This window comes from Streptomyces sp. NPDC051105 (assembly GCF_040682795.1).
GTDB lineage: Bacteria > Actinomycetota > Actinomycetes > Streptomycetales > Streptomycetaceae > Streptomyces.
Map to the genome: position 1 here is coordinate 75,304 of NZ_JBFBBR010000015.1, position 14,654 is coordinate 89,957.

Sequence of the window (14,654 nt, forward strand, 5' to 3'; positions counted from 1 at the left end):
CGGAGCGGAAATCTGACACAGCGGAAATCTGACGGAGCATCAGAAAACCTCTTCCGTCGGCCGGTCGACTGCGGCATCCTGCGCCCATGCAGACGGAGCTGAGCAAGACCCTGGGAGTCGAGCACGCCGTCTTCGGCTTCACGCCGTTCCCCGCCGTCGCCGCGGCCATCAGCCGGGCCGGTGGGTTCGGGGTGCTCGGCGCGGTCCGCTACACCGCCCCCGACGACCTCAGACGCGACCTCGACTGGATCGAGGAGCATGTCGACGGGAAGCCGTACGGACTCGATGTCGTGATGCCCGCCAAGAAGGTGGAGAACGTCAGCGAGGCCGACGTCGAGGCGATGATCCCGGACGGGCACCGGCAGTTCGTGCGGGACACCCTCGCCAAGTACGGGGTGCCCGAGCTGGCCGAGGGCGATGCGTCCGGATGGCGGATCACCGGCTGGATGGAGCAGGTCGCCCGCACCCAGCTCGACGTCGCCTTCGACTACCCGATCCGGCTGCTCGCCAACGCCCTCGGCTCCCCGCCCGCCGACGTGATCGACCGCGCCCACGACCAGGACGTCCTGGTCGCCGCGCTCGCGGGCAGCGCCCGGCACGCCGTCAAGCACCGGGACGCGGGCATCGACGTCGTGGTGGCACAGGGCTACGAGGCCGGCGGCCACACCGGCGAGATCGCCACCATGGTGCTCACCCCGGAGATCGTCGACGCCGTCGCCCCGCTGCCCGTGCTGGCGGCGGGGGGCATCGGCAGCGGCCGGCAGGTGGCGGCCGCACTCAGTCTCGGCGCCCAGGGTGTGTGGCTGGGCTCCATATGGCTGACCGCCACAGAGGCCGATCTCTCCTCGCCGGCCGTGACGCGCAAACTGCTCGCCGCCGGCTCCGGAGACACCGTCCGCTCCCGCGCCCTGACCGGGAAACCGGCACGTCAGCTGCGCACCGAGTGGACCGACGCCTGGGACGACCCGAACGGCCCCGGCACCCTCCCCATGCCGCTGCAGGGCCTGCTGGTCGCCGAGGCCGTCACCCGCATCCAGAAATACGAGGTCGAACCCCTGCTCGGCACTCCCGTCGGACAGATCGTCGGCCGCATGACCAGCGAACGCAGCGTCCAGGCCGTCTTCGACGACCTCACCCGCGGCTTCGAGCAGGCCGTCGACCGCATCAACCGCATCGCCGGAAGGAGCGCCAAGTGACCAGCACGCCCCCCGCCGGATTCTGGGCCCAGTCCACCAGCGAACCCGACCGCACGGTGCTCGTCGCACCCGACGGCGAGGAATGGACCGCCGGCCGCCTGCACGCCGACGCCAACAGACTCGTCCACGGACTGCGCGCCGCGGGCCTGGAACGCGGCGACGCCTTCGCGGTCGTGCTGCCCAACGGACCCGAGTTCTTCACCGCGTACCTGGCCGCCACCCAGGCCGGCTTCTACCTGGTGCCCGTCAACCACCACTTCGTCGGCCCGGAGATCGCCTGGATCGTCTCCGACTCCGGTGCCAAGGTGCTGCTCGCCCACGAACGCTTCGCCGGCCCCGCCCGCCACGCCGCCGACGAGGCCGGCCTCCCGGTCACCCACCGGTACGCCGTCGGCGCGGTCGAGGGCTTCCGGCCGTATGCCGAACTCCTCGACGGACAGCCCGAGTCGGCGCCCGCGGACCGCGAGCTCGGCTGGGTCATGAACTACACCTCGGGCACCACCGGCCGCCCCCGCGGCATCCGCCGCCCGCTGCCCGGCAGGCTCCCCGAGGCGGCCTACCTCGGCGGCTTCCTCGGCATCTTCGGCATCCAGCCCTTCGGCGACAACGTCCACCTGGTCTGTTCGCCGCTCTACCACACGGCCGTACTGCAGTTCGCGGGCGCGTCCCTCCACATAGGCCACCGCCTGGTCCTGATGGACAAGTGGACCCCCGAGGAGATGCTCCGCCTGATCGACACACACCACTGCAGCCACACCCATATGGTCCCCACCCAGTTCCACCGCCTGCTCGCCCTCCCCGAGCAGGTGCGCGCACGCTATGACGTCTCCTCCATGCGGCACGCCATCCACGGCGCCGCCCCCTGCCCGGACCACGTCAAGCGGGCGATGCTCGACTGGTGGGGGCCCAGCGTCGAGGAGTACTACGCGGCCAGCGAGGGCGGCGGCGCCTTCGCGACCGCCGAGGACTGGCTGAAGAAACCCGGTACGGTAGGCAAGGCCTGGCCGATCAGCGAACTCGCGGTCTTCGACGACGACGGCAACCGGCTGCCGCCCGGTGAACTGGGCACCGTCTACATGAAGATGAACACCGGCGGCTTCTCGTACCACAAGGACAAGGCCAAGACGGAGAAGAACCGCATCGGGGACTTCTTCACCGTCGGTGACCTCGGCTACCTCGACGAGGACGGCTATCTCTTCCTCCGGGACCGGAAGATCGACATGATCATCTCCGGCGGGGTCAACATCTACCCCGCCGAGATCGAGTCCGCGCTCCTCTCCCACCCCGCCGTCGCCGACGCCGCCGCCTTCGGCATCCCGCACGACGACTGGGGCGAGGAGGTCAAGGCCGTCGTCGAACCCGCTCCGGGATACGAACCGGGCCCCGACCTCGCCGCCGCCCTGCTCGCCCACTGCGCGGAACAGCTCGCCGGGTACAAGCGGCCCAAGACCGTCGACTTCATCACCGAGATGCCCCGCGACCCCAACGGCAAGCTGTACAAGCGGCGGCTGCGCGACCCGTACTGGGAGGGCCGCACCCGCCCGGTGTGAGCACCCTGCCGTCGGCCTCAGTGGTGCCGGCGCGGACGGTCCTCCAGGAAGCCGGCGAGGCCGGCGGCATCGGTGCCGATCTTGCGGTAGACGCGGGACAGCAGCTGCCGTACGCCCTGCTCGGTGAGGCGCAGTTCCTTGGCGACCACGGCCACCGGGTGTCCCTTGACGGTCAGTTCGGCGGTCCGGAGTTCCTGGGCGGTCAGCGTGTCCGCCTGCACATAGCGCAACGGCAGCGGGCGCATCCCGGCCGTCGACAGCTCCCCCCTGGCCCGGGCGGCGAGCGCCTCGGCCCCGCAGTGGACGGCTCCTTCCAGCCCCTGGTAAAGCCGGTCGGCGGCCTCCTGGAGCCGCCCGTTGCGGGACAGCGCGGCACCGTGGCCGACCTGGGCGCGGGCGAGTTCGTAGGCGGCGGGCGACTGTTCCAGGTGGTCGACGGCCTCCGCGTACAGATCGACGGCCGCGGGACCGCCGGTCACCTCGGCGAGGGTGTGCAGAGCCTGGCCGATGGCGGAGGCGGCCCCGAACTCCCGGGCGCGCCGCACGGCGTCCTGGGCGTGACCGATCGCCTCCTGGGGGGCGGTGGGGGCGAGTGCGGAGGCGAGCCGCAGCTGCCAGGGGCACCAGGAGGGGTTGCGCCAGGCCCGTCCGTCCAGCCACTCCCCGACCGAGGACAGCAGCCGGACCGCCTCGGCGTGCCGCCCCTCCGCCAGGAGTAGTTCCGCGTACACGGTGCGCGGGTCGGGATAGATGACGGCGTTCGGGGTCGCCTCGCCGAAGTGGTATCTGTCGGCGAGGGCACGCGCCTCGGTCACGCGCCCGCGGGCGAGCAGGGTCTGGACCAGGATCCCGACGGCGAACCACTGGGCGGGCACCGCCCCTTCCACCCGGTCGGCGATCCGCAGCCCCTGCAGTTCGAGGTCCTCGGCCTCGGCCAGGCAGCCGCGGCGGTAGCGGATGTAGCCGGCGAGACTCTGGCCGAGGGCCAGATGGGAGCCGCACCATCCCTTGGCCACGCACTCGGCGATCCCCGTCTCGAACAACTCCTCTGCCTGTCGCGGCCGGTCGCCGTACATGAAGACCAGCGCGACCGAAGCGGGTACCTCGAAGCCCCGGTTCTCGTCGGTCCAGCTCATGCCGCCGTGCAGGGCCTTTTCGGCATACCCGAGGGCGGTCTTCCGCGGTTCGCCGCGCATGACGGCGTCCCAAGCCCGCAGGCCCAGGATGTAGCGCTCCTCAAGACTGCGGCCTGGCAGGTGCTCGGCCAGCCGCGCCAATGTCCGGGAGCGCGCGGGCGAGTCCCGGTCTTCGGTACGGAACATGCCCCAGACGAACTGATCGGCCTGCATCCGCAGTTTGACGCGAGGATTCGGGGCGTGCTTCGCCTCCTCGGTGGCCACTCGCACGGCCTCGGCCATCTGATCGGTGTGGGCGAGAGCCTGCGTCAGCCGGAAGACGACGGAGGCGCGCAGATCGGGGTCGACGTCGGGTTCAGCCAGCGCCTGGCGCAGATGCCTCACCGTGGCCGTGGGTTCCATCAGGAAGGTGGCGCACGCGAGTTCGTGCAGGATCGCGGCACGGTCCTTGGGAAGCGGCGGTTCCTGGAGCGCGCGGGTCAGCAGCCGCCCGGCCGCCTCGGTGGCCCCGGCGCGCAGGTATTCGCGAGCGGCTTCGCGCAGACACTCGACCGTCTCGGTACTGCCGTCGCAGGGGACCTCCAGCAGGTGGCGGGCGGCAACGGCGGGACCGTATCCCGCGGCCAGCACCGCCTGCGCGGCGGCGTCGTGCAGACCGGCCCGGAAGTCCGTGCTGATGGACTCGTAGATCGTCGTGGTGATCAGCGGATGGACGAACTCCAGCTCGCCCTCGGGGCCGTGGCCCTCCGCCAGGATCCGGGCCGCCCGCAGTTTCCGGGTCGCCTCTGCCGCGGCCTGTTCGCCGAGCACGGCGATGGTCGCGGCGAGCTGCGGTGCGAAGGGCGACCCCAGCACGGCCGCGGTGTGCGCGAAGCGGACGGTCGCGGTGCCGAGCCGTTCCAGACGCGCAATCAGTCCCGGGCCCGTGATCGCCGCGGCGAGTTCACGCATCGCCGGCAGGTCGTCGGCGGTGCCGCCCAGGTTCCGCTCCGCGAGCCGGATGGCCAGTTCCACCGCTTCGAAGGGGCTTCCGGTGGTGGCCAACCAGCACTCCTTGCAGAACTGGTCCTCGGCCGTCTCCCCGATCTCGCTCCTGACGATCTGGGCCACGCCGTCGGCGGTCAGCGGGGCCAAGTCATGCGGGCGGTCCCCGTGGTCCGCGACGAGGCCGCGTAGTTCGCCCGCTTCGGGCGGCAGCTCGTCGGGCCGGTAGGCGACCACGATCAGCAGCGGAAGGTCCTCGATCCGGGAGGCGAAGGAGGCGAGCCAGCTCAGGGATTCGGCGTCCGCCCAGTGCAGGTCGTCCAGGAGCAGGACGACGGGTGCCTGCTGCACCGTGAGCCGCGTCATGACCCAGTCGAGGCCTTCGCGCACCCCGGTCGGATCCGGTGCGGGGGTGGCTCCCTTGGCTTCGAGGCCGAGTACGGCGGCGACGATGTCGTACCAGCTGCCGAGGAGCGCGTGGCGTTGCGCCTCGTCCATCCTCGCAAGCGAGGGCTGCATCAACTGACGTACGACGCGGAACGCAGAACCCTGCTCCGACTCGCCGCCCCTGCCCGACAGCACGGTGAGTCCGGATGCCGCGGCCCGGGCACGGGCCTCCGTGATGAGTGCGGTCTTGCCCAGCCCGGCCCGCCCGGTCAGGGCGAGCAGTCCCCTGCGCCTCGCGCGGGACAGGCCCTCTGTGGTGCCCCGAAGCTCCCGGAACGCGGCGTCGAGGGCTTCCAGTTCCCGTTGACGCTCGATCAACGTCCGGCGGTCGGTGATCGATTGCCGCGACTCCGTCGCCATGTGCCGTACCGCTTTCTGTCGTTCGGCCCAGGGGAGCCGAGCGTACGCCCAGACCAGATGCGGGAGGCCGGATTGAGCACCATAGGGTGAATCATGAACGGAGGGAGGGATAATCTCCGATCTCCGGGTATAGGCCCCGGATGGCCAGGTCCCGGTGACGTCGGCGGAGGGGCACGTCAGGTGCCCTACGAGACAGCGGACACCGACACCACGTCCGCGTAGCGCGGTACCGTCCGGGACCAGTGGTAACACCCGCGCATCCAGCCGGTCATGCCCTCCACGTAGCCGACGCCCGAGAGGCTCAGCTCCGGCTCGACCTCCGCGTAGAGCCTCTGGAACTCCTCGATCGTGGCGTTGATCTGCTGGATGGCCAGGACGACGGCGGCCTGCAGAGAACACCGGTGTTCGCGCTGGTGGGCCAGGGCCAGATTGATCAGGCCGCCCGAGCGCTGTTCCTTCACCGCGGAGAACAGGTCGGGTATCCACACCGCCGCGTCGGCCGACAGCCGACCCAGCCGCTGTACGCCGGGGTGATGGAGTTCGGCAGCGGACAGTTCGTGTGACTGGGCGGCCTCGCACAGCGGGTAGAACGGCTCGACTCCCGCGGTCAGCGATCGTATCGAGGTGCAGTCCCCGGCCCCTACGAGGTAGGGCTGGGCCTGTGCCACCGCTTCGTACAGGAGCCCGTGCACGTACTCACGGCTCTTCCAGGCCCACCGCGCGGCCTGTGCGGCTGTGCACCGTTCCCGGACCTGCCGGTAAAGATCGGCCAGGGCCGCCCCGAGGGGAGTGCTGGGCGGCTGGCCGTCCCGCAAGATCGCAATGCTCTCGCACAGCATGGGCAGCAGCCTTCCCGGAGAGCGCCGACCGACGGCCTCGGCACAGTCGTCGAAAACGAACTGATAGGCGATCTGATGGGCCACGATCTGGAGGAGATCGCAGTCCACCGCCGGGCTCGTGTAGGACGCGAGTTCGGCCGGCCGGGTGTAGGCGATCATCGCCGCCACACCAGGTTCGCCGGTCAGACCCCACCTGCTCAGCCAGGCGTCGACGCCGGCGGCGGCCTCGGCTTCATGGGGGTGGCGCCGGAAGGGAAAGGGCATGTGGAGGTGGGTGTCGATCAGGTCGCGGAGAGTGGCGACCGGGGTGTCGTCCAGGACACCGACCGGGATGTCCTCATGTGTTGCCGACAACGTGATCACCTGCCGTTCGGGAGCCCGAGTCGCGAGGGGTGGCCACGGCTCGGGGTGCGGGGGAGTCGGCGCGGGGCGTCGCGGCCGACGGCATGCGGGAACGGGCTTCGCACGCCATGACCAGGGAACGCGGCCCCAGCGTGATCGCGGGGCGTGGTGTCCGTTCGGCGGCGCCGGGCAGATGGCGCAGGCGCCGGCGGCCGGCGATGGTCGCGAGCGCCAGGGTGACCTCCACCATGGCGAACTCGTCGCCGAGGCACTTGCGGTTGCCCGCGGAGAACGGCATCGTCGCGCGGCGCTGTGCGGCGGTGGGCTGCCCCGGCAGCCAGCGGTCGGGGTCGAAGCGCTCGGGGTCGGGGAACCACGACGGATCGTGATGCAGGAGGTAGGGGCTGTAGAGCACGGTGGCGCCCGCGGGCAGCCGGCACCCGGCCAGTTCCGTCGCCCTGGTGGTGACGCGGGTGAAGAGCCAGCCGGGCGAGGAGTGGCGCAGCGTCTCGGAGACGACGCACCGGGTGTACACGAGGTGCGGCAGATCGTCGGGGCCGGGCCGGCGGCCGTCGGGGAGGACGGCGTCGAGCTCGGCGTGCAGACGGCGCTCCGCCTCCGGGTTGCGGGCCAGCAGGCCGAAGGCCGCGGCCAGAGCCAGTGCCGAGGTCTCGGCGCCGGTGAGCAGCAGCGTGATCAGGTGGTCGTGGATCTCCTGTTCGGTGATCACCACCCCTCCGCCGGCGCCGCGCGCGGCCGCCAGCAGCGCGCCGAGCACGTCGTCGCGGTCGGCTCCTAGCCGGCGTCTGGCGATCGCCGTGTCGATGATCGCGTGCAGGCGGGAGAGGGCGCGCCGATAGCGGCGGTTGGCGGGGGCCGGGACGCGGAAGAGGACGTCGACCGGGACGACCGTGCGGAGGAACAGGCCGCGGACGACGTCCGCGAGGCAGTCCCGCACGTCGGCGGTGGTCGTGTCGTCCAGTGAGTCGGAGAACAGGACCCGGCTGATCACGCGGGTCGTGAGGGTCATCATCGCCTCGGTGACGGGCACGGTCTCGCCCGCCTGCCAGGTCTCGCACACCGACTCGGCCTCCTCGGTGACGAGGTCCGTGTAGGTGGCGACGTGGGAGGGACGGAAGGCGGGTTGCAGCAGTCTGCGTTTGTCGCGGTGGGTCGGCTGGCGGCAGGTGACGAGGCCGTCGCCCATCAGACTGCCGAGCCTGTCGTAGAGCGGGCCCCCCTTGTCGAAGGTGTGCGGATCCATGAGCACCTCGTGGGTCAGCTCCGGGTGGCACACCATCCAGGCACGTTGGGGGCCCAGTCGTATCTCGACCAGATCCCCGTGTGCGGGCAAAGAATTCAGAAACGCGAGCGGCCGACGGTAGAAGGCGATACCGTGGCCGAGGAGAGGGAATATGCCGGGAGCAGTACCTGTCGTCCATGTTCGTTTTTGTTCAGGCACAGCACGGTTCATGGAAACCTCCTGCCCGGTGCTATACGCGAAATGAGTGAACCTGCCTCGGGGTGAACGTCCGAGACGAGTCCTGCCCAGGTTTCACGTTTCTCGGTTTGCCGAAACCTTTCTCCAGAGGGGCGCACGGGAGCACGTGGAAGCAGAATCCCGATCGTCTGAACGACTGTTGATGCCTCGCGCGCCGACCGGGATTTCCTTGTGTCACTCAGGTGCGGTCCCACCCCATGAGGAACGGGACCGCACGCACTCAGCTTTCGTGCACCCGGACGGATTTCAACGCCGGGAACGAAAGGACGTCCTTCTCGCAGAATCGCGCCGTCACCCATTTCCCGGCCGAGAACAGCCGGGTCTGGTCGCTGTGGTGCGGCGAGTTCGGATTCGAGGACGGGCGGCCCGCTCGGCCGCGGCGGCCCGTGACGCGGCCGACGGGGTGAGCAGGGCGACGGCTGCGACGAGCAGCCGTCTCAGGCGGGTGGTGCGCATCTGTGTCTCCCAACGTCGTTGCGGGACAAAGTGGTTGAGCGCGAGGGTGGGCCGGTGCGGTTCCGTGGTGCTTGACCTCTCCCGGGGACGGGCCGAGGATCATGAGTCATGACGCAGGGACAGGGCAGCACGGTTGACGGGGTGCTGCGGCGCAGCGCCCGGCGCACCCCCGCACGGGTGGCGCTGGAGTACGGCGAGCGCCGGTGGACGTACGGGGAACTCGACGACGCCGTGTCCCGGGCGGCGAGCGTCCTACTCGACCAGGGCCTCACCCGCGGCGACCGGGTCGGCACCTACGGGCACAACTCGGATGCCTACCTGATCACGTTCCTCGCCTGCGCCCGAGCCGGCCTGGTGCACGTGCCGGTCAACCAGAACCTGACCGGCGACGACCTCGCCTACATCGTCGGCCAGTCGGGCAGCTCACTGGTGCTCGCCGACCCGGACCTCGCCGGCCGGCTCCCGGACGGGGCGAGGGTGCTGCCGCTGCGGGACGCCGACGGCTCACTCCTCGCCCGGCTCACGGACGCGTCGCCATACGACGGCCCCGAACCGCGTACCGAGGACCTGGTGCAGTTGCTGTACACCTCGGGGACCACGGCGCTGCCCAAGGGCGCGATGATGACCCACCGGGCGCTGGTGCACGAGTACCTGAGCGCGATCGCCGCCCTCGACCTGAGCGCCGGTGACCGGCCCGCGCACGCGCTGCCGCTGTACCACTCCGCCCAGATGCACGTGTTCCTGCTGCCCTACCTGGCGGTCGGCGCCACCAACATCGTCCTGGACGGCCCGGACGGCGACACCCTCTTCGACCTGATCGAAGCCGGGCGCGTGGACAGCCTCTTCGCGCCGCCCACCGTGTGGATCGGGCTGTCCAACCGGCCCGACTTCGCATCACGCGACCTGAGCGGACTGCGCAAGGCCTACTACGGGGCGTCGATCATGCCGGTGCCCGTCCTGGAACGGCTGCGTGAACGGCTGCCGAAACTGGCCCTGTTCAACTGCTTCGGGCAGAGCGAGATCGGGCCGCTGGCCACCGTACTGGCGCCCGAGGAGCACAAGGGGCGGCTGGACTCCTGCGGCCGCACGGTGCTGTTCGTGGAGGCGCGGGTGGTCGACGAGGACGGTGAGGACGTGCCCGACGGCACGCCCGGTGAAATCGTCTACCGTTCACCGCAGTTGTGCGAGGGGTACTGGGGGAAGCCCGAGGAGACCCAGGAGGCCTTCCGGGACGGCTGGTTCCACTCCGGTGACCTCGCGGTGCGCGACGCCCACGGCTACTTCACCATCGTCGACCGGGTGAAGGACGTCATCAACTCCGGTGGCGTGCTGGTCGCTTCCCGACAGGTCGAGGACGCGCTCTACACCCATGAGGCCGTCGCCGAGGCCGCCGTGATCGGCCTGCCCGACGAGCGGTGGATCGAGGCGGTCACGGCGGTCGTCGTGGCGCGCGGCGAGGTCGGCGAGGCGGAGCTGATCGCCCATGTGAAGGAGAAGATCCCCGCCTTCAAGGCCCCCAAGCGGGTGCTGTTCGTGGACGCGCTGCCCCGCAACGCCAGCGGGAAGATCCTCAAGCGGGAGCTGCGGGAGCGGTTCGGTGACGCCTCGTGACGACCCAAGAAGTCTGGTTCCATACCTGGCGCGGCTTCCGGTACCACGTCCGCCGTTCACGGGGGGTGTGCACATAACAGACATGCGCTGCTGCCTCCCCGTCCCCCTCGGCGCACTCGCGGGCATCCCCGGCCCCTGCGAGATGCTGCGCTCCGGTTTCCTGCTCGCACCCGCCCTGCTCAGGTCCGCCACCGCCCCGACGCCCCGTCACCCCCGCTCCCTCGCGGCCGTCCACCTGGAACTGGTCACCCTCACCGAGGACCGCGCCGTCATCACCTGGCACACCGCCCAGCCAGGCACCGACGACGGCACCGGCCGTATGCTGCCCGCCGTGACGGAGGGCGAGGTCGTCTACGGCACCCATCCCGCCCGCCTGAACCGCACCGTGGGCGAGGACCGGCCCACCGCCCACCACCATGTCGAGCTCACCGGCCTGGAGCCGGGCCAGACGTACTACTACCAGGCCCGCTCCCGGGGCGTGCCCGCCACACCCACCGCGCTGCACCTGGTGCGCGGCAACGCGGCCGGCACCTCCCGGCACGGCCTCGGCTCGCCCGGCGGCCCCTACTCCTTCACCACCCCCCAGCCCCCGCCCGGCCGACACCTGTTCTCCCTCGCCCTCTGCAACGACCTGCACATCGGCGAGACCGTCGCCGGTCTGGTGGCCGGCGTGCCCTTCCTGCGCGGGGTGGCACAGCGGGCCGGGCGCACCGCCTACCCGGAGCTGATGAGCCGCGCCGTGGTCGGCGAGGCCCGCGGCCGCGGGGCCGACCTGCTGCTGGCCGCCGGTGACATCTCCGCGGGCGGTGGGCCGAGTGACCTCGCCGAGGCCAGACGGATCCTGGACGGCTTCGGCAGCCACCGGCGGGACTACTTCGTGGTCCGCGGCAACCACGATCGCACCGTGGCGGAGGACGACACTTTCCGCCGCGCGTTCGGTACGCCGGACGGTCCCGGCTACTTCGAGCACAACGTGGGCGGACTGCGGATCATCGGGCTCGACACCTACGACAAGCGCGGTAACGGCGGTGACGCGGGCGGTCTCGGCACCGAGCAGCTGTCCTGGTTCCGCCGCCGGTTGCGGGCCCACCGGGAACAGCCCACCGTGGTCTTCGGACACCATCCGCTCACCGTCCGGGACGCCCTCTTCCCGGTGAGCCCCGCACAGCGCCTCGGCCGCCGCCAGGCCCGAGCGATCCTGCGGGCCTACGCCGCCGCCCCGGGTGTGTTCCTGCACCACGCCGGACACACCCACCGCAACAAGCGCACCCGTGCGCCTCTCGCCCCCCAGGTGACCCTGCAGGAGGTCGGCGCCGCCAAGGAGTACCCCGGGGGGTTCTTCCTGCTGCGGATCCACTCCGGCGGCTACGCCCTCAACTTCTTCCGAGCCCGCCACGCCGAGGCCCTGGAGTGGAACGAGCGCAGCCGACGGCAGGCCGGGGGACTGTGGCCGTACCACGCCCTCGGGCGCACGGTCGCCGACCGCAACTGCGTGGCCGTCCACGACCTGTCCGGCATCCGCCGCCCGGCACAGCCGTCCGCGCCGCCCCGTTCGCCCCAAGGGATGACGGCCGACCCGAACCCCCGCCTGGATGTGGCCTGAGACACGGCGCCTCCGTAGCGTGGACGCATGTCGACCCTGTGGGAACTCATGCACGACTGCATCCCTGACGACCACGCCCGCCAGGTCACCTCGCGCTACTACCTCGACGAGGCCATGAGCTCGCCGCGGGCCCCGGACCGGGTGGTCGACCTCGGATGCGGGCGTGGCACCTCGGCCGGGCTCTTCCGCCGGCACGCCCCGGACGTGCGGTGGGTGGGGCTCGACATCCGTGACTCCCCGGAGGCCGCGCAGCGTTCGCCCGGCGGCGACCCGGTGGTGTACTTCGACGGCGTCAACATGCCGTTCCGCTCCGACGCGCTGCCGCTGATCTACTCGCACCAGGTCTTCGAACACGTCGCCCGGCCCAGAGAACTGCTCGCGGAGGTGGGCCGGGTGCTGCGTCCGGGTGGGCTGTTCATCGGCAGCACCTCCCAGTTCGAGCCCTACCACTCCTTCAGCCTGTGGAACTACACCCCTTACGGCTTCCGGCTGCTGGTGGAGGAGGCCGGGCTCGCCCTGGAGGAGATCCGGCCCTCGCTCGACGGCGTGACCCTGATCATGCGCACCTACCACTCCTCGCGGAAGAAGGAGTACGGCCGGTTCTGGCAGACGGAGTCGCCGCTCAACACGGAGATCGACACCTGGGCACGCAAGAGCGGACGGCACACGGCCCTGGTGAACCTGCGCAAGCTCACGTTCTGCGGCCAGTTCGCCTTCCGGGTGACCAAGCCGGTCGCGAGCGCCTGACCCCGCCGCCCGCACCACGGGTGGGGTCCGTTCCCCGGACTCCCGACCCGGCCTCAGTTCCGTGGTCCGAACGCCGTCAGGAAGCGGTCGCGGAATCGGTTCATCGCCCAGATCGGGGCGTCCCCGGCCGGCTTCAGACCCGGCGTCCAGCCCCAGCCGGCCACCCGGTCCAGGACCTTCGGGTCATGGGCGACGATCGTGATCGGTACGTCCCGGCGCGGGCTGCCCGCGACGACCTCCGGGCGGGGCTGGTGGTCGCCGAGGAACACCAGGACCGTGTTCTCGTCGGCGTAGCGCCGCATGAACCCGATCAGACCGCGCAGCGAGTACTCGACGGAGACCCGGTACTCCGTGCGTACGCTCTCCGGGTCCTTCCAGACCTCCGCCGGGTCCTTGCCCGCCCCCTGGATCGGCCCGAAGACCGAGCCGTCGCCCAGGTCCTTCCAGCCGATCATGCGGGGCAGGGGCGCCCAGGGCTGGTGGCTGGAGGCGAGGACGATCTCCGCCATCATCGGGCGCCGGTTCTTCCTGCCGAACTCCAGGCGTTCGAAGGCCTCCAGCGTGAACTGGTCGGGGACCGGGCTCCAGCTGAAGTACGGGCCACGGTAGCCCAGGTGGGTGGAGTCGTAGGAGCGGTCCAGGCCGAAGAACCCGGCCTCCGGCCAGGCCCGGCGTACGCCCGGGACGACCCCGACCGTGCGCCACGCACCGGTCTTGCGGAAGTACTTGTTGAGGGTCATCCGGTCGCCGGAGACGAGGTCGCGGTAGCGCTGCTGGTTGTTGATCCACAGACCGGACAGCAGCGTGGCGTGGCACATCCAGCTGCCCGCCCCGATCACCGGCGACCGCAGCCAGCCGCTGCGCGCGTCGAAACCGGCCGCCTTCAGGGACGCGGTGCCCTCCGTGAGGACCGCGCCGACCTGCCGGGCCATCGCCGGGTCCTCGATCGCCGTGCGGCCGTAACTCTCGACGAACGTGAACAGCACGTCCTTGCCGCGCAGGCCCGTGAGCAGCCGGTCCGGTGGCGTGCTGGCGAAGGCGTCGACGGCGGCCTCCGCATCGAAGACCCGGGCGTCGGCGAGCTCGGCACGGACCGCCCGCACCCGCTCGTCCACCAGCTGCGCGGCCAGCGTCGAGGCGACGGGGGCACCGCCCACCTGGAGGCCGAACGTCGCACAGGTGACCCAGGCGACGGCCAGCACCAGGGTGATACGGCCCGCGGGCGGGCGCCTGCGCGCCATCCGGTCGGCGAGCCGCAGCGTGGCGAGAACGGTGAGGGCCGGCACGGCCACCACGAGCAGCAGCGCCCCGGCGATCGCGAGCACCTCACTGGTCCGGCCGAACGACTCGCGCACATAGTCCGCCGCGTCGTCCAGCAGGATCCAGTCGAGCACCAGGTCGAAGGGGCGTTGCAACACCGAGTAGAACCCCATGTCCAGGAACTTCACGAGCGTCAGCACACCGAGCAGCACGCCCGCCCCCACCGCCGTGACCCGCCGCGCCCGCCGGGGCAGCACCAGCAGTACGGCAGCGAGCACGATCCCCTCGACCGGGATCCGCAGGAACGCCGGCGGCGTGAGCAGGTCGAGCCGGTTCGGCAGCGCCAGCGTGCCCAGCAGCACAACGCCGGCCAGGACCGTCGCCCCCACCGCGACCCCCCGGGCGAGAGGCGGGTGGCTCCGCCGCCGGCCGACGTCACCGCCGGACCCGGGCTGTGCGGGCGGGGCCTTCGACGGGGCTTCGGCGTCCGGCGGCTGAGGAGGCGTGAGGTGCGGCACCGGAGGTCCTTCCGAACGGCCGTCGTAACACTGTGCGCATGATCCACATCGAATCGTGCGCACAGAGTACGGCTCCCGGGCCGCCCCGCCGCGGTGGCACACCC

General features: G+C 71.2%; 9 protein-coding genes. 5 read left to right on the forward strand and 4 right to left on the reverse strand.

What is annotated here, in order from left to right; genetic code table 11:
• Positions 1-86: 86 nt before the first annotated feature.
• Together AB0N16_RS31445 and AB0N16_RS31450 are read left to right on the forward strand one after the other, a co-directional pair.
• The gene (locus AB0N16_RS31445) at positions 87-1,196 is read left to right on the forward strand and encodes a nitronate monooxygenase family protein (protein WP_365802572.1); all 1,110 of its coding nucleotides are present in this window, start codon (positions 87-89) and stop codon (positions 1,194-1,196) included.
• Positions 1,193-2,746, forward strand: a complete 1,554-nt coding sequence (locus AB0N16_RS31450) for an acyl-CoA synthetase (protein ID WP_365802574.1) — start codon at positions 1,193-1,195, stop codon at positions 2,744-2,746. Before AB0N16_RS31445 ends, AB0N16_RS31450 begins: the two co-directional genes overlap by 4 nt.
• A gap of 17 nt (positions 2,747-2,763) precedes the next feature.
• Here AB0N16_RS31450 and AB0N16_RS31455 read toward each other — a convergent pair whose 3' ends face one another.
• The 3 genes from AB0N16_RS31455 to AB0N16_RS31465 form a co-directional block, all read right to left on the reverse strand.
• The gene (locus AB0N16_RS31455) at positions 2,764-5,673 is read right to left on the reverse strand and encodes an AAA family ATPase (RefSeq protein ID WP_365802576.1); all 2,910 of its coding nucleotides are present in this window, start codon (positions 5,671-5,673) and stop codon (positions 2,764-2,766) included.
• A gap of 185 nt (positions 5,674-5,858) precedes the next feature.
• Positions 5,859-6,875 carry a (-)-alpha-amorphene synthase gene (locus AB0N16_RS31460; protein ID WP_365802578.1) on the reverse strand — a complete coding sequence of 339 codons (1,017 nt, stop codon included), beginning with the start codon at positions 6,873-6,875 and terminating at the stop codon, positions 5,859-5,861.
• A complete protein-coding gene (locus AB0N16_RS31465; protein ID WP_365802581.1) occupies positions 6,850-8,328 on the reverse strand; it encodes a cytochrome P450 in 1,479 nt (492 codons plus the stop codon). Before AB0N16_RS31465 ends, AB0N16_RS31460 begins: the two co-directional genes overlap by 26 nt.
• A 591-nt stretch (positions 8,329-8,919) precedes the next feature.
• Here AB0N16_RS31465 and AB0N16_RS31470 point away from each other — a divergent pair.
• The 3 genes from AB0N16_RS31470 to AB0N16_RS31480 all read left to right on the forward strand — a co-directional run bounded on the left by AB0N16_RS31470 (position 8,920) and on the right by AB0N16_RS31480 (position 12,772).
• Positions 8,920-10,422, forward strand: a complete 1,503-nt coding sequence (locus AB0N16_RS31470; protein ID WP_365802583.1) for an acyl-CoA synthetase — start codon at positions 8,920-8,922, stop codon at positions 10,420-10,422.
• An 82-nt stretch (positions 10,423-10,504) separates the two neighbouring features.
• Entirely contained in the window at positions 10,505-12,025 is a 1,521-nt protein-coding gene (locus AB0N16_RS31475) for a metallophosphoesterase family protein (protein ID WP_365802585.1), read from the forward strand.
• A gap of 27 nt (positions 12,026-12,052) precedes the next feature.
• Positions 12,053-12,772, forward strand: coding sequence for a class I SAM-dependent methyltransferase (locus AB0N16_RS31480; RefSeq protein ID WP_365802587.1), 720 nt, complete (start codon positions 12,053-12,055; stop codon positions 12,770-12,772).
• 53 nt (positions 12,773-12,825) lie between these two features.
• Here AB0N16_RS31480 and AB0N16_RS31485 read toward each other — a convergent pair whose 3' ends face one another.
• Entirely contained in the window at positions 12,826-14,550 is a 1,725-nt protein-coding gene (locus AB0N16_RS31485; protein ID WP_365802588.1) for a sulfatase, read from the reverse strand.
• Positions 14,551-14,654: the final 104 nt, after the last annotated feature.

Coding starts and splice junctions, on each gene's coding strand:
- AB0N16_RS31465 (WP_365802581.1), bottom strand. CDS start 8,328: ATGAACCGTGCTGTGCCTGAACAAAAACGAACATGGACGACAGGTACT.
- AB0N16_RS31455 (WP_365802576.1), bottom strand. CDS start 5,673: ATGGCGACGGAGTCGCGGCAATCGATCACCGACCGCCGGACGTTGATC.
- AB0N16_RS31475 (WP_365802585.1), top strand. CDS start 10,505: ATGCGCTGCTGCCTCCCCGTCCCCCTCGGCGCACTCGCGGGCATCCCC.
- AB0N16_RS31445 (WP_365802572.1), top strand. CDS start 87: ATGCAGACGGAGCTGAGCAAGACCCTGGGAGTCGAGCACGCCGTCTTC.
- AB0N16_RS31480 (WP_365802587.1), top strand. CDS start 12,053: ATGTCGACCCTGTGGGAACTCATGCACGACTGCATCCCTGACGACCAC.
- AB0N16_RS31470 (WP_365802583.1), top strand. CDS start 8,920: ATGACGCAGGGACAGGGCAGCACGGTTGACGGGGTGCTGCGGCGCAGC.